The following is an 18,284-nucleotide window of genomic DNA, read 5'->3' as shown; positions in this document are numbered from 1 at the left end:
TTTTTCCAAGCTACTCATCTAACAACTGGATTCCCCCTCGGAATCCGCCAGGAGACCCGCCATGAAAACCTCCCCGGTCACCGTGCAGGACCTGCAGCGTTCCGTCATCGCGGTCCCGCCGCTGGCGCGCCATGCCGACCTGTCGCTGAACGAAGCCGCCAACCAGGCCCTGCTGCGGCACCTGGAGGCGGGCGGGGTGCGCAACGTGATGTACGGCGGCAATGCCAACTTCTACAACGTCGGCGTGGGCGAATACGCGCGCATCGTCGATATGCTGGCCGCGCTGGCCGGGCCGGACACCTGGATCCTGCCGTCGGTCGGCCCCGATTTCGGCAAGATGATGGACCAGGCGGCGATCCTGCGCGGCCGCGCCTTCCCCACGGCCATGCTGCTGCCGATGTCGTTTCCCTACACCGACGCCGGCCTGGCCGACGGCGTGCGCCGCTTCACCGATGCGCTGGGCAAGCCGGCGGTTGTCTACATCAAGTCGGCCGACTACCTGGCCCCGGCCACTGCGGCGCGGCTGGTCGAGGAAGGCCGCATCGTGGCGTTCAAGTATGCGGTGGTGCGCGAGGACCCGGCGCGCGACGCCTACCTGTCGGCGCTGCTGCAAAGCGTGGACGCCAATCGCGTGGTCAGCGGCATCGGCGAGCGCCCGGCCATCGTCCACTATCGCGACTTCGGCCTGAAGAGCTTCACCTCCGGCTCGGTCTGCGTGGCGCCGCGCGGCTCGATGCGCCTGCTGCGCCTGCTCAAGGAAGGCCGCTACGACGAGGCCGAGTCGGTGCGCGCCCAATACCTGGGCCTGGAGGACTGCCGCGACGCGATCAGCCCGATCCGTGTGCTGCACGACGCCGTGACCCTGTCGGGCGTGGCCGACATGGGCCCGATGCTGCCGCTGCTGACCGGCATTTCCAGCGCCGAGCGCGAGCGGGTCGCGCCAGTGGCGCGCGCGCTGGCCGAGTGGGACCGCGAAGCCGTCGCGGCCTGATGGCCGCGCGCGCGGCAACGGCGGTACGATGAGCGCTGCCGATACGCACCAGGAGATTTCGTGGCCCGACCCAAAGCATCGCCTCCCTCCGCGCCGCCCGCGTCCGCCGAGCCGGACGCCATGGGCGCGCTGGTGCTGGAACGCGGCCATCGCGTCCGGCTGGCCGACCAACTTTACGGCCAGATCTTCGAGCAGATCGTCGCCGGCAATCTCAACGTCGGCGACAAGCTGCCTTCCGAGAACGAGATTTCCGAACGCTTCGGCGTGTCGCGGCCGGTGGTGCGCGAAGCGCTGCTGCGCCTGCGCGCCGACGGCCTCATCACCGCGCACCAGGGCCTGGGCACCTTCGTCAGCCACCAGCCGGCGCCGCGCCTGACGGCCTTCAGCGACGTTGGCAACGTCGGCGCCTATCTGCGCGCACAGGAGTTGCGCGTGGCGCTCGAGGGCGATGCCGCGAGGCTGGCGGCGCTGCGCCGCACCGACGAGCAGTTGCACAAGATCGAGGCCGCGCATGCCGCCTTCGCCGACAGCCTGGCGCGCGGCCAGATGTCGGCCGAGGCCGACCTGGCGTTCCACGCCAGCATCACCGAGGCCACCGGCAACGACTTCTATCTCGGGGTGCTGGAAAGCATCCACGAGTCCATCAATGGCTTCATGCGCCTGACGCTCAACCTGACCCGCACCGGGTCGCGCCAGCGCGCCCAGCGCGTCCTCGACGAGCACGCCACCATCCTCGACGCGATCCGCGCCCAGGACGGCGAGCGCGCCCGGGTCGCCATGCAATTCCACCTGGGCCAGGCCCGCCACCGGCTGGTCGACCGCGAACGCGATTGACCGGCCGCTCGCGCCGTCCGGGAGCTTCACACTGACAACAGCAGGAGACATCGCGTGCAAGGCAATGGTTCGGCAGGAACAGCGGCATCGGCGGGGCAGGTGCGTGAACAGATTCTGATCGTGTTGCAGGCCTGGGGCATGGCGCCCGACCTGGCCGCCATCACCGCCGGCCTGATGGCCGAGACGGATCTGCTGGGCATCGATTCGCACGGCATCTCGATGCTGCCGTCATACGAGGAAAAGCTGCGCGCGGGCACGCTCAAGCTCGACGCGCGCCCGCGCGTGGTGCGCGACGGCGGCGCCAGCGCGCTGCTGGACGGCATGGGCGGACTGGGCTATCCGGTATCGGCGCAGGCCATGAACCTGGCCGTCGACAAGGCGCTGGAGCATGGCGTGGGCGCGGTGTCAGTGTGCAATTCGCATCACTTCGGCGCGGCTGGCGTCTATGCGCGCATCGCGGTCGAGCGCGGCGTGGTCGGGCTGGTCACCAGCAGCGCCAACGGCGTCATCATGGTGCCCACGCGCGGCGCCATGCCCATGCTGGGCACCAACCCCATCGCCTTCGGCGCGCCGGCCGCGCATAACGAGCCGTTCGTGCTCGACATGGCCACCACCACCGTGGCGGCCAACAAGGTCAAGGTCTATGACTTCCTTGGCAAGCCGCTGCCGCCGGGCTGGGCGGTGGACGGGCAGGGCGAGCCGGTCACCGCGGCCGACAGCGCCATGCAGTTCATCTTCAAGCATCCCGAGGGCGGGCTGACGCCGCTGGGCGGCACGCCGGCCATGAGCAGCCACAAGGGCTATGGCCTGGCGATGATGGCGCAGATCCTGGGCGGCACGCTCAGCGGCAGCGCGCTGGCGGCGCGCCGCAACGTCACGCGCCGTCCCGGCGAACCCGACGACGTCGGCCACTTCTTCCTGGCGCTCAATCCCGACGCCTTCCGCGCCAGCGGCTCGTTCGAGTCGGACATGGACGACCTGATCGACACGCTGCACGACACCCCGCCGGCGCGGCCCGACGAACCGGTGCTGGTGGCCGGCGAACCCGAGGCCGCCGAGCGCGCGCGCCGCCGCGAGCAGGGCATCCCGATCCCGCCCGCCCTCGCCAAGCGCCTGCGCGAGATCTGCCAGCGGGCCGCGGTGCCGTATCTGCTGGACTGAGCCCTCCGCCCGGTCGCATGACGTTTTCCCCGCCGCGCGGGCCTGCCCGCGCGTTGATTCACCGACCCGGCCACCGGGCGGCAAGCATTAGAAAAACACGACAAGGAGACAACCATGCAACACAAGACATCGCCGGCGCGCCGCCGGCTGGGACTGGCCGCGCTGGCATTGGGCGCGGCCGCGGCGATCGCGCCGGGGCTGCTGCTGGCGCAGGACTGGCCGACACGGCCGGTCAAGCTGATCGTGCCGTTCCCCGCGGGCGGCAGCACCGACGCGGTCGGACGCCTGCTGGCCGCCGAGCTGTCCAAGGAACTGGGACAGAGCGTCGTGGTCGAGAACAAGGGCGGCGCCAACGGCAACATCGGTTCCGATGTGGTCGCCAAGGCCGAGCCCGACGGCTACACGCTGCTGCTGTCGGGGGTGGGCTCGAACGCCATCAGCTATTCGCTCTACCAGAGCATGCCGTACCGCGACAGCGATTTCGCCCACATCTCGCTGCTGGCCACCGGGCCCAACGTGCTGGTGGCCAACATGGATTTCCCGGCCACCAACTTCGCCGACTTCATCAAGCTGGTGCGCGCCAACCCGGGCAAGTACACCCACGCCAGCTCGGGCAATGGGTCGTCGGGCCACCTGGCCATGGAGATGCTCAAGCAGGCCGCCAAGATCGACCTGGTGCACGTGCCCTACAAGGGCGGCGCCGCCGCCATCACCGACATGATCGGCGGCCGCGTGTCGGTGATGTTCCTGAACCAGGACACGCTGCTGCCGCAGGTCAAGTCCGGCAAGCTGCGCGCGCTGGCGGTGGCCAGCGCCAAGCGCAATCCCGCCTATCCGGATACGCCCACGGTCGCGGAATCCGGCTACCCGGGCTTCGCCGCCGAATCATGGTTCGGCCTGTCGGCGCCGGCCAAGACGCCGCCGGCCGTCGTTCAGCGGCTGAACCAGGCCACCGTCAAAGCCCTGGCTTCACCGGATATCCGGCAGAAGCTGGAAAGCGTAGGCTTCGTGGTGGTGGGCGACGACCCCAAGGCGTTCTCGGCCTTCGTCCAATCCGAAATCACCAAATGGGGCGCGGCGGCCAAGGCCTCCGGCGCCCGCATGGACTAGCGTTCTGTATCAACACTCCCCGCGCGCCGGGCGGCGCCCGGGGTTCAATACGATGGGAAACACGCAGCGATGACTTCACCCTTGCCCAACCGCTTTCGCCAACGCATCCTGGCGCGCGAGCGCCTGATCGGCTTCTGGATGTGCATGTCCAGCCACATCACCGCGGAAGTCGCGGGCCTGGCCGACTTCGACTGGCTGCTGCTGGATGGCGAGCATTCGCCCAACACCGTGCCGATGTTCCTGCAGCAGTTGCAGGCCCTGCAGGGCAGCGCCAGCGCCGCCATCGGCCGGCCGACCTGGAACGATCCGGTCGAGATCAAGCGCCTGCTGGACATCGGCTTCTACAACCTGCTGATTCCCTTCATCGAATCCGAGGATGACGCGCGCCGCGCCGTGGCCGCCACGCGCTATCCGCCGCAGGGCATCCGCGGCGTGGCCGGCATGCAGCGCAGCAACCGCTATGGCACCGTGCCGGATTACTTGAAGACCATCAACGACAACATCTGCGTGCTGCTGCAGATCGAGAGCCGGCCGGGCATCGAGGCGGTCGACGCGATCGCCGCGGTCGAGGGCGTGGACGGCGTCTTCATCGGCCCGTCGGACCTGGCCGCGGCCCTGGGCCATCTGGGCAACCCGGGCCACCCGGAAGTGCAGGAAGCGATTCGCCACCTGTACCAGCGCGTCACCGCGCAGGGCAAGGCGGTGGGCATCCTGGCGCCGGTGCAGGCCGATGCGCGCCGCTACCTGGACATGGGCATGCACTTCGTCGCGGTCGGCACCGACCTGGGCGTGTTCAAGCAGGCCACCTTCGCGTTGCGCGAGGCCTTCCCCACCTGATCCTGCCTGATCGCGCGGCCGTCGCGTTCGCCACGGCCGCGCCTTGCCTTACTGCTCCAGCGCCAGCAGGTCGGCGACCGTCTGGCGGCGGCGGATCAGGCGCGCCTCATTGCGGTCCAGCAGCACTTCGGCCGCCAGCGGCCGGGTGTTGTAGTTCGAGGACATCGACGCGCCGTAGGCGCCGGCATTGTGGAACACCAGGAAGTCGCCGATGCGCGGCTGCGGCAGCGACTGGTCCGAGACCACGCCGCCGGCGTCCTGCGTGAACACGTCGCCCGATTCGCACAGCGGGCCGGCCACGGCGATGCGGGTCTCGGCCGTCGGCGGCGTGGCGCCGTCCGGCGCGTGCACCGAGATGCGGTGGTAGCTGCCGTACATGGCCGGGCGCATCAGGTCGTTGAAGCCGGCGTCCACCAGCGCGAAATCGCGCTCGGGGCGGCGGTTGATCGCGTGCACTTCGGCCACCAGCGCGCCGGCCTCGGCCACCAGGAAGCGGCCCGGTTCGATCTCCAGGCGCACCGCGTGGCCCAGGCGCTGCTCGATGCGCTTGCGGGCCGCGTCCCATTGCTCGAAGTAGTGGTCGCAGTCGATGCGCGGCTCGCCCTCGCGATACGGAATCGACAGGCCGCCGCCGGCCGAGATGGCCTCGATGTCGTGGTCCAGCGAGGCGACCACGTCGACCATCGCGTCGCACACGCTGGACAGGTGGCCATAGTCCACGCCCGAGCCGATGTGCATGTGGATGCCGACCAGCTTCAGGCCGTAGCGGCGCACGATGCCGATGGCGGCCGCGACGTCGTCGATCCAGATGCCGTGCTTGCTTTGCGGGCCGCCGGTGTTGGTCTTGTTGCTGTGGCCGTGGCCGAAGCCCGGGTTGATGCGCAGCCATACGCGGTGCCCCGGCGCGTGCTGGCCGACGCGTTCGAGCATGTCGAGCGAGCCGGCGTTCACGCTGATGCCGTGCTTGATGACGGTGGCCAGGGTGGCGTGGTCGATCAGGTCGGCCGTGAATACCACGCCGGCCGGCTCGCCCGCGGGCTCGAAGCCGGCGGCCAGGCTGCGCTCGATCTCGCCCAGGGACACCGCGTCCACCATCACGCCCTCGGCGCGCATCAGGCGCAGGATGTGCAGGTTGGAGCAGGCCTTCTGCGCGTAGCGGATGACGTCGAAGCGGCGCAGTTGGGCGATGCGCTCGCGGATGACGGCGGCATCGTAGACCCACAGCGGGGTGCCGTGCTCGGCGGCGAGTTGAGTGAGCTGGCGCGGATCGAAAGCCATCGCGGGTGAACCTTGTAGCGGGGGGAAAGGGAAATCAGGCCGGCATCATGCCCCAGTCAAGTCATCCAGTAAAATGCTTATATTTTCCACATCGATTCATTCCTGATATGGATAGGGCATGCTGACCCATCGTCACGTCGAAGTCTTCCGCGCCCTCATGATCGCCGGCAGCGTGACCAAGGCTGCCGACCTGCTGTTCACCTCGCAGCCCACCGTCAGCCGCGAGCTGGCGCGCATGGAGCAGACCATCGGCTTCGCCCTGTTCGAGCGGGTGCGCGGCCGCCTGCGGCCCACCATGCCCGCGCTGGCGCTGTACGACGAGGTGCGGCAGTCATACGCCGGGCTGGAGCGGGTGGCGTCCACCGCGGCGCGCCTGCGCGCCTTCCAGGACGGGCAACTGGCGGTAATCGCGTTGCCGGCGTTTTCGCATTCGCTGCTGCCGGGGGCCTTCCGGCGCTTCAGCCAGGACTACCCGGGCGTGAGCCTGGCGCTGGAGGCGCAGGAATCGCCGTTCCTGGAGGAATGGCTCACGGCCCAGCGCTACGACCTGGGCCTGACCGAGCACGAGCTGGAGCCGGCCGGCACCCGGCTGGCGTTATTGCTGGAGGTGGACGAGGTCTGCGTGCTGCCCGATGGTCATCGCCTGTTGGCCCGGCCGGCGCTGGAACTGGCCGATTTCGCCGGCGAACCGTTCGTCAGCCTGTCGTCCAGTGACCCCTACCGCATCCAGATCGACGAGGCCTTCGCGGCCGAAGGCGTGCTGCGGCGCGCGATCATCGAGACGCCGACGGCGGTCTCGGTATGCGCCTTCGTGCGCCAGGGGCTGGGCCTGGCCATCGTCAATCCATTGACGGCGCTGGATTTCATCGGCCGCGGCCTGCATATCCGGCCATTGCGGCGATCGTTCCCGTTCCGGGTCAACCTGGTGTTTCCGGAGCACCGGCCCAAGAACCCGCTGGTGGATGCCTTCACCGCCACCCTGCGCGACGAGGCCGAGCAGATCCGCGCCCGCCTCGCGGCCCGGCAGGACTGACGGGCGCTGCCGCCATCGGGCCATGCGGCTGGGGTCCGTAGACGGCAGTCGGCAATAGGTGGGAACGGGCAGGTGGCAGCAGCCGGCAATAGCGCAACGAGCAACTGGCAACAGGAGCAGGCGACAGGAACAGGCAACAGGAACAGGCAACAAAAAAGGATGCCCGTGGGCATCCTTCTTCATTTGCCGTATTCATGACGCCCTGCAAGGCAGGGCGGCATAATGGCTTAGGCCAGCGCCTTGATGGCGGCAGCCAGGCGGCTCTTGTGGCGAGCGGCCTTGTTCTTGTGGATGATGTTCTTGTCAGCCACGCGATCGATCACGCTCGACGCCTTCTGGAACACTTCGCCAGCCGCAGCCTTATCGCCAGCGGCGATGGATTGGCGAACGCGCTTGATGGCGGTGCGCAGCATCGAGCGCAGGCTGGAATTGTGCTTGTTGCGCTCAACGGATTGGCGAGCGCGCTTGCGGGCTTGGGCGGTATTGGCCATGTTGCTATGTAAGTTGAATTCGGCAAAGTCGAACATTTTAGCAAGTCCCAGAGGGATTGCAAGCTTTAAATGCCGTGTCTGCCGATGGAGCGCCCGTCAACCGGGCGGGGGGCGCTGCGAGGAAAGCCTCGGACTGCAGGACCCGGGTAGCTTGACCTGGGCTTCAGACCGCGCGGGCATCGAAGGAATCAACGCCTGGTGGCCCTGCTGCGCCTACTGGATAAAAACACCGTGCCGAGTATACAACGGAAGCGGCCTTTCGTTACAGCCCCGTTTCAGCGGACGTGGTCAGGCCGCGACGTTGATCGACACGAACCAGGGTGTGTAACGCCGCACGTGGATCGGCATCATGTCTTCGAGCGCGGCCAGCGCCGCGTCCGTGTCGTCGAGCGGGAAATGGCCGGAAACGGGCAGGCCGCCAGCGGCCATGGAGACGCGCAGGGAGCCGCTGCGGTAGGGGCGCAGGGCGGCGATGACCTCGGCCAGCGGGCGACCGCGGGCGTCGATCCAGCCAGCCTCCCAGGCGGCTTCCGCCATCAGTTCGGCACGGGGGGTGTCGATGCGCGAGACATCGAAGCGGGCTCCGGTGCCGGCCCGCACGATGCCGTGGGCGCCCGCCATGGTTTCCACCACCACCTCGTGCTCGTGCACCACGACCACCGTGCGCTGGGCTTGCTGGCGCACCATGTAGCGGGTGCCCAGGGCGCGCACGGTGCCCTCGGCGGTCTGCACCAGGAAGGGCCGCCGCGCGTCGGGCGCCACCGACACGGTGACGGCGCCGTCCAGCAGCCGCACCTGGCGGTAGGCGGGGGTGAAGTCCAGGTTGACGCGGCTGCGCGCGTCCAGCAGCAGTTGGCTGCCGTCGGAAAGCAGGTAGCGGCGGCGTTCGCCGGTGGCCGTGGCGGCGTCGGCCGCGACGTTGCTCAACGGGTAGAAGGCGTTGCCCACGTACGCGGCGCAGGCGCCCGCGCTGGCGAGGGCGAGCGAACCCGCCAGGAAGCGCCGGCGCGGCGGCACGACGACGGGCGGCGTGACGGCAGGCGCGGGCGCCGCCTGCGGCGAGGGCGGCGAGGCGGTCGTGGCGTAACCGGCAGGATAGGCGTCGCCCAGCCGGCCAAAGCCCGATCCCGCCAGAGTGCCCGTCAATTGTTGCCAGGCATTCTCATGCAGAGGGTCGGCCGCGCGCCACGCCAGGAAATCGTTGTAGTCCTGCGCCGTCGCTTTACCGGAGCGTAGCAGCAGCAACCAATTGATGACTTGGTCCGCCATGGGTTGTCCTTGGGCGTACTTCACTTCAAGCTGCCGCCTGGGAGGCCAGGCGGGAATCCTTTTGATGGCAATTTGTAAATAATAAAGGTTTTTTACCAAAGATTACCGGCCGCTTGTCAATTCTTGACGAATCAAATGCAAAAAAAGCCGGCGGGTAGCCGGCTTTTTGCTGAGATTGAGGCGCGAACCCTGGAAATTAACGGGGGGATCGGCGTCCGAAGTCTCGGGGACGGAACCCAAACAGTAACAACATGCCGAAGTAGGCCGCCGCGCTGGCCGCCAATACGCCGGTCAGCCACAGCGCGCGATGGCCGGCATGGGCCTGCAGGCCGATCCAGTCAATACGACCATCGGCGTATAGCAGCAGCGCGGCCAGGGCCGCCAAGGCCGGCACCAGGCGCAGGCAGAAGCGGCCCCAGCCGTCGCCGGGCCGGTAGACGCCCCGGCGGCGCAGGCCGATCAGCAGCGCCAGCGCATTCAGGCAGGCGCCCAGGCCGATGGCGAGCGCCAAGCCGGCGTGGGCCAGCAGCGGCACCAGCGCCAGGTTCATCAGTTGGGTCAGGATCAGTACGCCGATGGCGATTTTCACGGGCGTGCGGATGTCCTGCTTGGCATAGAAGCCGGGCGCCAGGATCTTCACCGCCAGCAGGCCGATCAGGCCGGCCGAATAGGAAATCACGGCCAGCCGGGTCTGCAGCACGTCTTGCGCCGAGAACGCGCCATAGTGGAAGAGCGTCGCCACCAGGCCGTCCGACAGCAGCGCCATGCCCACCGCCGCCGGCAGTCCCAGCAGCAGCACCAGCCGCAGGCCCCAGTCGAGCAGCGCGCTGTAGCCGCCATGGTCGTCGCGGGCGTGGGCGGCCGACAGGCTCGGCAGCAGCACCGTGCCCAGCGCCACGCCCAGTAGGGCGGTCGGGAATTCCATCAGGCGGTCGGCGAACGACAGCCAGGTGACGCTGCCGGGCGCGAGCCAGGTGGCGATGTTGGTGTTGATCAGCAGCGAAATCTGCGCCACCGACACGCCCAGCGTGGCCGGCGCCATCTGCTTGAGGATGCGCTGCACCGTGGGGTCGGCCCAGGCTTCGCGAAAGCGCAGCGAGAAGCGCGGCGTCAGGCCCAGCCGCGCCAGCGCCACCCATTGCACCGCCAGTTGCGCCACGCCGCCGATCATCACGCCGATGGCCAGGGCATAGACCGGCACGTCCATGCGCGGGGCCAGCCAGAGGCAGGCGGCGATCATGGACAGGTTCAGCAGCACTGGCGTGAAGGCCGGCACGGCAAAGCGCCGCCAGGTGTTGAGCACGCCGGAGGCGAACGCAATCAGCGACATGCAGAAGATGTAGGGAAACATCACCCGCGTCATCCAGACGGCGGCGCCAAATTCGGTGTCGCGCGCGGCGCCGCGCAGGCCGCTGGCCATGGCCGACACCACCCAGGGCGCGGCGATGATGCCGATCAGCGTGATCGCCATCAGGGCCGCGGTCAGCAGCAGCGCCACCCGGTCCAGCAGGGTGCGGACCTCGGCTTCGGAGCGGTTGTTACGGGCATGGCCCAGGATCGGCACGAAGGCCTGGGCGAAGGCGCCTTCGGCGAACAGCCGGCGCAACAGGTTGGGAATGCGGAAGGCGACCCAGAAGGCGTCGGTGATGGGGCCGGCGCCGAAGGCGCGCGCCACCAGGATGTCGCGCACCAGCCCGGAAATACGGGACAGCAGGGTGAAGCTGCTGACGGTGGCCGCGGAACGGAACAGGCTCATGGGGGTGACTGCGATAGAAAGCGGGCGGGCCTGCCCGGGGTATTGCAAAGAAGCGGCGCCGGCTCGCCGGCGCCCAAAGCATCGCCCCCTCCTGGGAGGGGGCGTCGGGCGATTACTTGGGGGGCATCCGGATGGCGCCGTCCAGGCGGATCGTCTCGCCGTTCAGCATGTCGTTGGTGATGATGGCGTGCACCAGCTTGGCGTAGTCCTCCGGACGGCCCAGGCGGGCGGGGAAGGGGATGCTGGCGGCCAGCGAGTCCTGCACTTCCTGCGGCATGCCGAAGATCATCGGCGTGCCGAAGATGCCGGGAGCGATCGTCATGCAGCGGATGCCGGTCTTGGCCAGGTCGCGGGCGATCGGCAGGGTCATGCCGGCCACGCCGGCCTTGGAGGCGGCGTAGGCCGCCTGGCCGATCTGGCCGTCGAACGCGGCGACCGACGCGGTGTTGATCATCACGCCGCGCTCGCCGGTGGGCTCGGGCGTGTTGCCGCTCATGGCCTCGGCGGCCAGCCGCATCATGTTGAAGCTGCCGATCAAGTTGATCGACACGACCTTCTGGAACAGATCCAGCGGGTGCGCGCCATTCTTGCCGACGATCTTGGCGGCCGGCGCCACGCCGGCGCAGTTGACCAGGCCGAACAGGGTGCCCAGTTCCTTGGCCGCGGCAACGGCGCGCTGGCCGTCGGCCTCCTGCGTCACGTCGCAGTGGACGTAGCGCTGGCCCAGTTCCTTGGCCAGTTCCTCGCCGGGGCCGTCCTGCAGGTCGGCGATGACCACCTTGGCGCCGTTGGCCACCAGCATGCGCACGGTGCCGGCGCCCAGGCCGGATGCGCCGCCGGTAACGATGAATACCTTGTTCGCGATTTCCATGTCTCTACCACCAGATCAATTCAAGGGATGAAAACGGCGCGCCGGGCGCCGGATGCGAAAAGGCCTTCGGGCCGGGGGCGGAACGCGTCGCGTCCGGCCGGCGCCGAAGGCCTGGGCCTGCGAAGCGCCTATCAGCTCTTGACGGCGTCGAACAGGCGCGACTTGATTTCCTCGACCGCGCCGACGCCGGAGATCTTGCGGTACTTCGGCGCCTCGGCCGGGTTCTGCTGGGCCCACGACGAGTAGTAGTCGACCAGCGGACGGGTCTGCTGGCGGTACACGTTCAGGCGATTGCGGACCGTTTCCTCGCGGTCGTCGTCGCGCTGGATCAGGTCTTCGCCGGTGACGTCGTCCTTGCCTTCGACCTTGGGCGGGTTGAAGCGCACGTGGTAGCTGCGGCCGCTGGGCTGGTGCACGCGGCGACCGCTCATGCGTTCGATGATGTCTTCTTCGGGGACTTCGATTTCCACCACGTAGTCCAGCTTGACGCCGGCGCTCTTGAGCGCGTCGGCTTGCGGAATGGTGCGCGGGAAACCGTCGAACAGGTAGCCGTTGGCGCAGTCGGGCTGCTTCAGGCGGTCCTGGACCAGGCCGATGATGATCTCATCCGAGACCAGGCCGCCAGCATCCATGACCTTCTTCGCTTCGATGCCCAGGGGCGTGCCAGCCTTGACCGCGGCGCGCAGCATGTCGCCCGTGGAAATCTGGGGAATGCCGAAATGCTGGGTGAGAAACGCGGCCTGGGTGCCTTTGCCGGCGCCGGGAGGTCCGAGCAAGATGAGACGCATGAGTGCTCCTGAATGGGGTTTAATTTTTGTGATCCGAGCGATTATGCCGCAACGCAGCAGCCTCTGCGGGGCCGCGCCATGCGAAATAACCCTTATATCCGTTTGCTATAGATCAAGCGAACGCGTTCCAGGTCGGCCGGCGTATCTACGCCGGCGGCCGGAGGGTGCGACGCCCGATGGACGACGATGACGTGGCCGTGCTCCATCGCGCGCAACTGTTCCAGCGACTCGAACCGTTCCAGCGCGCCTTGCGGCAGGGTCGGGTAGCGGCGCAGGAACGACACGCGGTAGGCGTACAGGCCGATGTGATGCCAGGCGGGCAGGCCGTCGGCCAGCACGCGCTCGCCGCCGGCCAGCGCGTCGCGCGCCCAGGGGATCGGCGCGCGCGAGAAATACAGCGCGCGGCCGTCGACGGCGCAGACCAGCTTGACCACATTGGGGTTGAACAGCGCCTGGGCGTCCGCCAGCGGACAGGCGCAGGTGGCGATGTCCGCCTGCGGGCTGTCGGCCAGGCGGGCCGCCACGGCGTCGATGAGTTCGGGTTCGATCAGCGGTTCGTCGCCCTGCACGTTGACGACGATGGCGTCGTCGGGCAGGCCCAGTTGTTCCACGGCCTCGGCCAGGCGGTCGGTGCCGGTGGGATGGTCGCCGCGGGTCATCAGGGCGCGCAGGCCGTGGGCCTGGGCGGCGTCCTGGACGCGCGCGTCATCCGTGGCGATGTAGACCTGCGACGCGCCTGATTGCGCCGCGCGTTCGGCCGTGCGCACCACCATCGGCTTGCCGGCGATGTCGGCGAGCGGTTTGTCGGGCAGGCGGGTCGAGGCGGTCCGCGCCGGGATCAGGGCGATGAAGCTCACGATACGAGCGGGTCAGGAGGAAACGGGGGCGTCGTCCAGCGAGCGCGCTTCCGATTCGAGCATGACGGGAATGCCGTCGCGCAGCGGGAATGCCAGGCGGTCGGCGCGGCAGACCAGTTCGGCCCGGGTGCGGTCGTGTTCGAGGCGGCCCTTGCACAGGGGGCAGACGAGGATGTCGAGAAGGCGGGATTCCATGACCGGGATTCTAAAGCAGTTTGGGCGGACGCAGCCCGCGCCGGGCCGCCTTGCGCGCCGGAAATGAGGGTCGCGGGAGGGTCGAATTACTTGTTTTGTTAATTGTTGTCATGTTTTGACGCTCCACGCCAGAAATTTCGGGACGGATGATGGCTATGATCCGCCGCGACGTGAGGAAAGAGGAAACACGACAATGGATTCCAACACCATCCGCATCGGACTGATGCTCATCATCCTGGCCTGGACGGTCATCAGCGCCATCACCTACATGGCGCGCCGCAGCGGCAACAAGGACGCACTGCGCCAGCTCAAGCGGGAAGGCCAGCCGTTGCGCCGCCTTGGCGCCGAGGAGCAGGCGCTGGTGCAGCCATTCCTGGTGCGGCCCGCCAAGCCCACGCAAAGCGTCGCGCTGCTCAATGACGGCGTGTTCCCGCTGCGCGGCGCCTTCGTGCGTCACGGGCTGGAATCGAGCCACGGCGCCGCCACGCTGCACGACACGCTGGGCGGCGTCGACGTGGTGCTGCCCTACGACGCGCGCGACTATCTGCGCGAGGACAACCAGGCCGAAGTGGTGCTGACGGAGAAATTCGCCATCGTGGTGGCGCTGAACGGCGGGTTCGACCTGGCCGGCGGCCGCGAGCGCGAGGCGCGCCGGCAGAAGCAGAACCAGCAATGGTCCAGCGGCAAGCTGGGGGCGATGCAGGACGTGGTCGATGCCGACGCGCCCGCAGCGCAGGACGCTGGCAACGCGCCCGACGCCCAGGCCGAACGCGAGTTCGCCGACGCCATGCGGGTCGAGATCCTGAGCCAGCGCGAGGAAACGCCCGCCGAGATCGCCTGGCGCCGTCCGGCCGGCGTCGCCTTCTGGCCCGCCGTGTGGTGGCTGGCGGCGTTCGTCTGCCTGGGCGTGGCCGCGGCGGGCGGCGGCCTGGCGTGGCTGGCCTCGGCCGCCGCGCCGGCGCTGCTGGCCGTCTGGCTGACCTGGCGCCGGCGACCGTTGGGCGCGGCGCAGAAGGTGAACCGGGTGCGAGGCGAACTGAACGCGATCGTGCTGACCAATCCGGCCAACGCGCAGGCGGTGTCGACCCAATTGTTCCTGGGCGACAAGCTGCCGGTGACGCTGCCCGATCATTGGCGCGCCAACCTGGAGCTGCCGGATGACGGCCGCGTCGACGTGGACCTGCGGGTGGAGGACTACACCGTGCTGCGCCTGGGCAACCGGTTTTCCGTGGATGAAGAGCAGCGCCTGTTTCCCCAGGTGGCCTGGGGGCGCCACGTGACACTGGCGCTTGCGGGGCTGATCGCGGGCGCGGCGTTCGGCCTGATCGGTGACGGCGATCTGCGCGGCGACGTCGCGCTGGCGTCGGCGTGGGCGCGTGGCGCCCAGCCGCGGGTCTACGACTCGGCCACGGCGTTGGCCCAGGACCCGCCCGCGCCCGGCGACGTGGTGGCCCTGAAGGGCGCGGGCCGCTGCCAGTTCCAGCCGGACGCTTACCGTCAGGGCGAGGTGCGCTTCGATTGCGAGCGCATCCGTTGGCAGGGCGATGCGATCCAGGCTGGCGAACTGCGGGTCACGCCGGCCGCGCTGGCGTTGTATTCGGGCGGTTTCCTGAAGACCCGGCCCAATCCGATGATGGACATGCTGGTCCGCAACCAGGTGTATGGCAGCGTGGCCGGCAATCCGCTGGCCGCTTACAACGCCCGCAATGTCTCCGCGGTGACCGTGAATCGCGTGACCGATCTGGTGCTGACGATCGAACTGGCCTGCGAGGCCGCCACGGGCCAGGCCATCGCCGAGTGCGACCGCCTCAAGGCCGAGACGGTCGATGGCCTGATGCTGGCGCGCGACGAGCCGGACAGTTGGCTGGCACTGTTGCGGCTGGCACAGGGCGGGGCCTTCAGGCAGCAGGGCAATGCCGACGAGGGCGTCATCATCGCGCACGTCGCCAACCGGCTGCGCGGCCTGGCCAGGAGCAGCATGGAGCCGCAGTTGCGCGAGGCGTTGGCGCGCGCCGGCAACGACCTGATGGCGCGCCAGCGCGGCGGTGTCGTCCTGCAGGTGTGGCCCGGCCGCTACGCCGATATGCCGCAATTGCCGCCGCGCGACGAAATGCCCGATCTGCTGCAGTCGTGGAGTCACCAGACCGCGATGCTGGCGGCCGATGGAGCCCGGCCATTCCAGGCTGGCGGCGTGGTCACCGCGGTCGGGCGCGAGGCGTCCGGCACAACGGTGGTCGACGTCGATGCGCGGCTTTCGCTGGCCGATCCATGGCCGTCGCTTGCGCGGGTCATCTGGCTGGCGCTGGCGTTGCTGCTGCTGGCGGTGCATGTGCCGCTGGCGGTGCTGCGGTTGCGCGCGGCGGCTGCCCGCAAGCGTGGACTGGCGGAATACGCGCGGCGGCCGGTCGCCGCGCGTTCGGCCTTTTTCTAGGAAGGCTGTCCCACAGCGCGCTGGCGCAGCGTCTGCGCCAGCCAGTCGAACAATCGCGGATCGGAAAAGCCGGCCCGCACCGGCACCTCCCACAGGCGCGCGTCATGCAGAGCGGCGCATTTGATGGCGTCCTTGGACGTGACCAGGATGGTCCGAGCGGCCAGCGCCTGGAAGGGCGAGGTGGCGTAGTCGTGGTGGTCAGGCAGGGGCAGCGTGGCCGCCAGCGTGATCCCCTGGGTTCGCAGCGTGGCGAAGAAACGCTCCGGGTTGCCGATGCCGGCGGCCGCCGCCACGTCCGGCTGGCCGGCGAAGGCGGCCAGCGGGCGGCGCGCGCCGCCTTCGATCTGGCGGGCGTCATCGGGTTCCAGCCACATGGCGACCTGGCGCGGCCCCGGGCCGGAGGGCGCCGCCGCGTGTCCGCCGGGCACGCCGATATTGGTGATCACCGCGTCCACCTCGCGCAGCCGGCTGGCCGGTTCGCGCAAGGGGCCTGCCGGCAGCAGGCGGCCATTGCCGACGCCGCGCTGGTCCTGCACGACGATTTCCAGGTCGCGCGCCAATGCCAGGTGTTGCAGGCCGTCGTCGGAAACGATCACGTCCACCTGGGGATGGGTGCGCAGTAGTGCCTGGGCGGCCAGCGCGCGGCGCGGATGCACCGCCACGGGCGCGCCGGTGGCGCGCGCGATCAAAGCGGGCTCGTCGCCGAATTGCGCGGCTTCCAGTTCGCCCTGGCCGACGCGTGCCTGCGGTCCGAGTTTCACGCCGTAGCCGCGGCTGACCACGCCGGGCGTATAGCCGCGGGCGCGCAGCGCGTCGACGGTGGCAATGACCATGGGCGTCTTGCCGGTGCCGCCCACGTAGATGTTGCCGATCACCACCACGGGCACCGGCGCCCGGTAGGCCGTCGCGCGGCCGTCGCGGTAGCGCGCGCGCTTGCGCGCCACCACGCTTGCGGTCAGCGCGGACAGCGGGCGCAGCAGGGTGGAGAGCCAGCCGCCGCGCTGCCATTGGCGCGCAATCAGCGAGGCCTTGGGGCGGGACGAAGTCACCGGGCGGTCTGGGCGGCGAAGTTGACGCGGCCGATGCCGGCCAGGCGCGCCGCTTCCATGACGTTGATCACGGACTGGTGGGTGGCCTGCGCATCGGCGTTGATGACCACCAGCGGTTCGGTCTTGCCGGCGGCGGCCTGGCGCAGCACGTCGGCGATCTCGGGCGGCGTGGAGACGTCGATCAGCGTGCCATTGAGCGCATAGCGCCCATCCTGGCTGATCGCCACTTCCAGCGCCGGCGGGGTTTCCTGCTCGGCCGAGGCCTGCGGCAGCGTGACCTTCAGTTGCGTGAAGCGGGCGAACGAGGTGGTCGCCGCCAGGAAGATGAGGATGACCAGCAGGACGTCGATGAGCGGAATCAGGTTGATGTCCAGCTCGTCGCGGTCGCCCCGGGAGCCCCGGAAATTCATGGACGGTCCTCGCGCGCGGCGGAGGCGGGCGACACCGCGCGCGCCAGCCGCGCGGCCGACAGTTCCATGGCGTTCAGGTAGCCGTCGACCCGGCCGCGCAGATAGCGGTGCGCGATCATGGCGGGGATGGCGATGAGAATGCCGAAGCCGGTGTTGTAAAGCGCGATCGAGATGCCCCGCGCCAACTGGGCGGGGTCGCCGCCGCCAGGCGTGTACGAACCGAAGATTTCGATCATGCCGACCACGGTGCCGAACAGTCCCATCAGCGGCGCGACCACGGCGATGGTGCCGATGGCGGGGATGTAGCGGCTCAGGTCATGGGCCACGGCGCGGCCGGTGTCCTCGACCACGCTGCGCAATTCCTCGCGCGGCAGATGGCGGTGGCGCATGACCTCGGCCAACACGCGGCCGAGCGGCGAATTGCGTTCCAGGCGGCTCAGTGATTCGGGAGAATCCTGGCGGTTGCGCAGCATCTCGGCCACTTGTTCGTTCAGGCCGCGCGGCATGACCTGGCTGCGGCGCAGCGACAGGAAGCGCTCGAAGATCAGCGCAAGACCCAGCACGGAAGTCGCCAGCAGGGGCCAGATCGGCCAGCCGGCCTCGCGCAAGATGGAAAGCAAAGCGGTCAACTCCAGGTGCGCCGGGGGACGGGGAGGGCCACGCGCCGGCATCTGCTCAAGCCGGAACTGTAACGGCGCGGCCGGGATGTGGCAAGGCCGGCCGGGCGGCAAAACTATCCACAGAATTTGTGGATAATTCTGTGCAAAACTTCGCCGGAACGCTTGCGGGCACAGGGCTTGCGCTTGGTTGCTTCAAATTCGAGCAGCCGTGCATGGTCAGAAATTCCATAAAAATCATGTTCTTAGGTCGAATTTGCTAGCTTTCGGGCCTGCCGCGGCAAAAATGCCCGGACGCGGTATCAT

At 68.9% G+C, this 18,284-nt stretch carries 18 protein-coding genes; 7 read left to right on the top strand and 11 right to left on the bottom strand.

Going from position 1 to position 18,284, the window contains the following annotated elements:
* The first annotated feature begins 61 nt into the window (after nucleotides 1–61).
* The 5 genes from ACUDCK_RS17930 (at nucleotide 62) to garL (ending at nucleotide 4,933) form a co-directional block, all read left to right on the top strand.
* Nucleotides 62–991 (top strand): dihydrodipicolinate synthase family protein, encoded by a 930-nt coding sequence (locus tag ACUDCK_RS17930; protein WP_054502060.1) that lies wholly within the window; start codon nucleotides 62–64, stop codon nucleotides 989–991.
* Between the two features lie 120 nt (nucleotides 992–1,111).
* Nucleotides 1,112–1,825, top strand: a complete 714-nt coding sequence (locus ACUDCK_RS17925; RefSeq protein ID WP_049073084.1) for a FadR/GntR family transcriptional regulator — start codon at nucleotides 1,112–1,114, stop codon at nucleotides 1,823–1,825.
* A 54-nt stretch (nucleotides 1,826–1,879) separates the two neighbouring features.
* The gene (locus tag ACUDCK_RS17920; RefSeq protein WP_054502061.1) at nucleotides 1,880–2,986 is read left to right on the top strand and encodes an Ldh family oxidoreductase; all 1,107 of its coding nucleotides are present in this window, start codon (nucleotides 1,880–1,882) and stop codon (nucleotides 2,984–2,986) included.
* 114 nt (nucleotides 2,987–3,100) lie between these two features.
* On the top strand, nucleotides 3,101–4,096 hold the full coding sequence (locus ACUDCK_RS17915; RefSeq protein ID WP_175166721.1) for a Bug family tripartite tricarboxylate transporter substrate binding protein: 996 nt from the start codon (nucleotides 3,101–3,103) through the stop codon (nucleotides 4,094–4,096).
* A gap of 69 nt (nucleotides 4,097–4,165) precedes the next feature.
* Entirely contained in the window at nucleotides 4,166–4,933 is a 768-nt protein-coding gene (garL, locus tag ACUDCK_RS17910) for a 2-dehydro-3-deoxyglucarate aldolase (RefSeq protein ID WP_054415874.1), read from the top strand.
* 48 nt (nucleotides 4,934–4,981) lie between these two features.
* On the opposite strand, the gene lysA is transcribed toward garL, so the two are convergent.
* Entirely contained in the window at nucleotides 4,982–6,211 is a 1,230-nt protein-coding gene (lysA, locus tag ACUDCK_RS17905; RefSeq protein WP_064524693.1) for a diaminopimelate decarboxylase, read from the bottom strand.
* Nucleotides 6,212–6,329: 118 nt separating this feature from the next.
* On the opposite strand from lysA, the gene ACUDCK_RS17900 reads away from it, so the two are divergent.
* A complete protein-coding gene (locus ACUDCK_RS17900) occupies nucleotides 6,330–7,244 on the top strand; it encodes a LysR family transcriptional regulator (protein WP_064524690.1) in 915 nt (304 codons plus the stop codon).
* Between the two features lie 227 nt (nucleotides 7,245–7,471).
* On the opposite strand, the gene rpsT is transcribed toward ACUDCK_RS17900, so the two are convergent.
* The 7 genes from rpsT to ACUDCK_RS17865 all read right to left on the bottom strand — a co-directional run bounded on the left by rpsT (nucleotide 7,472) and on the right by ACUDCK_RS17865 (nucleotide 13,471).
* A complete protein-coding gene (rpsT, locus tag ACUDCK_RS17895; RefSeq protein ID WP_006396042.1) occupies nucleotides 7,472–7,735 on the bottom strand; it encodes a 30S ribosomal protein S20 in 264 nt (87 codons plus the stop codon).
* Nucleotides 7,736–8,023: 288 nt separating this feature from the next.
* Entirely contained in the window at nucleotides 8,024–9,004 is a 981-nt protein-coding gene (locus ACUDCK_RS17890; protein WP_064524687.1) for a FecR domain-containing protein, read from the bottom strand.
* 196 nt (nucleotides 9,005–9,200) lie between these two features.
* The gene (gene murJ / locus ACUDCK_RS17885; protein WP_064524685.1) at nucleotides 9,201–10,760 is read right to left on the bottom strand and encodes a murein biosynthesis integral membrane protein MurJ; all 1,560 of its coding nucleotides are present in this window, start codon (nucleotides 10,758–10,760) and stop codon (nucleotides 9,201–9,203) included.
* Between the two features lie 112 nt (nucleotides 10,761–10,872).
* On the bottom strand, nucleotides 10,873–11,631 hold the full coding sequence (locus ACUDCK_RS17880) for a 3-hydroxyacyl-CoA dehydrogenase (protein ID WP_006384004.1): 759 nt from the start codon (nucleotides 11,629–11,631) through the stop codon (nucleotides 10,873–10,875).
* Nucleotides 11,632–11,762: 131 nt separating this feature from the next.
* Nucleotides 11,763–12,419 carry an adenylate kinase gene (adk, locus tag ACUDCK_RS17875; RefSeq protein WP_054502068.1) on the bottom strand — a complete coding sequence of 219 codons (657 nt, stop codon included), beginning with the start codon at nucleotides 12,417–12,419 and terminating at the stop codon, nucleotides 11,763–11,765.
* Between the two features lie 92 nt (nucleotides 12,420–12,511).
* Nucleotides 12,512–13,276, bottom strand: coding sequence for a 3-deoxy-manno-octulosonate cytidylyltransferase (gene kdsB, locus ACUDCK_RS17870; RefSeq protein WP_054502069.1), 765 nt, complete (start codon nucleotides 13,274–13,276; stop codon nucleotides 12,512–12,514).
* Nucleotides 13,277–13,288: 12 nt separating this feature from the next.
* Nucleotides 13,289–13,471, bottom strand: a complete 183-nt coding sequence (locus tag ACUDCK_RS17865; protein ID WP_054502070.1) for a Trm112 family protein — start codon at nucleotides 13,469–13,471, stop codon at nucleotides 13,289–13,291.
* A gap of 193 nt (nucleotides 13,472–13,664) precedes the next feature.
* Between ACUDCK_RS17865 and ACUDCK_RS17860 the strand changes: the two genes are divergently transcribed.
* Nucleotides 13,665–15,902 (top strand): IgaA/UmoB family intracellular growth attenuator, encoded by a 2,238-nt coding sequence (locus ACUDCK_RS17860; RefSeq protein WP_175166722.1) that lies wholly within the window; start codon nucleotides 13,665–13,667, stop codon nucleotides 15,900–15,902.
* Here the strand turns inward: ACUDCK_RS17860 and lpxK are convergent.
* From lpxK to ACUDCK_RS17845, 3 genes are read right to left on the bottom strand one after another with little or no spacing between them, the layout of a single operon-like run.
* Entirely contained in the window at nucleotides 15,899–16,951 is a 1,053-nt protein-coding gene (gene lpxK, locus ACUDCK_RS17855; RefSeq protein ID WP_064524679.1) for a tetraacyldisaccharide 4'-kinase, read from the bottom strand. The genes ACUDCK_RS17860 and lpxK overlap by 4 nt on opposite strands.
* Entirely contained in the window at nucleotides 16,948–17,361 is a 414-nt protein-coding gene (locus ACUDCK_RS17850; RefSeq protein WP_054502073.1) for an ExbD/TolR family protein, read from the bottom strand. Before ACUDCK_RS17850 ends, lpxK begins: the two co-directional genes overlap by 4 nt.
* Nucleotides 17,358–17,981: a MotA/TolQ/ExbB proton channel family protein gene (locus tag ACUDCK_RS17845; RefSeq protein WP_064524676.1), complete on the bottom strand. Its 624-nt coding sequence runs from the start codon at nucleotides 17,979–17,981 to the stop codon at nucleotides 17,358–17,360. Before ACUDCK_RS17845 ends, ACUDCK_RS17850 begins: the two co-directional genes overlap by 4 nt.
* Between the last annotated feature and the right edge of the window lie 303 nt (nucleotides 17,982–18,284).

The sequence above is a fragment of the Achromobacter sp. CF-sbj1-Ac2-l genome, assembly GCF_052698165.1.
This window is presented reverse-complemented; position numbering and strand designations above follow the sequence as displayed.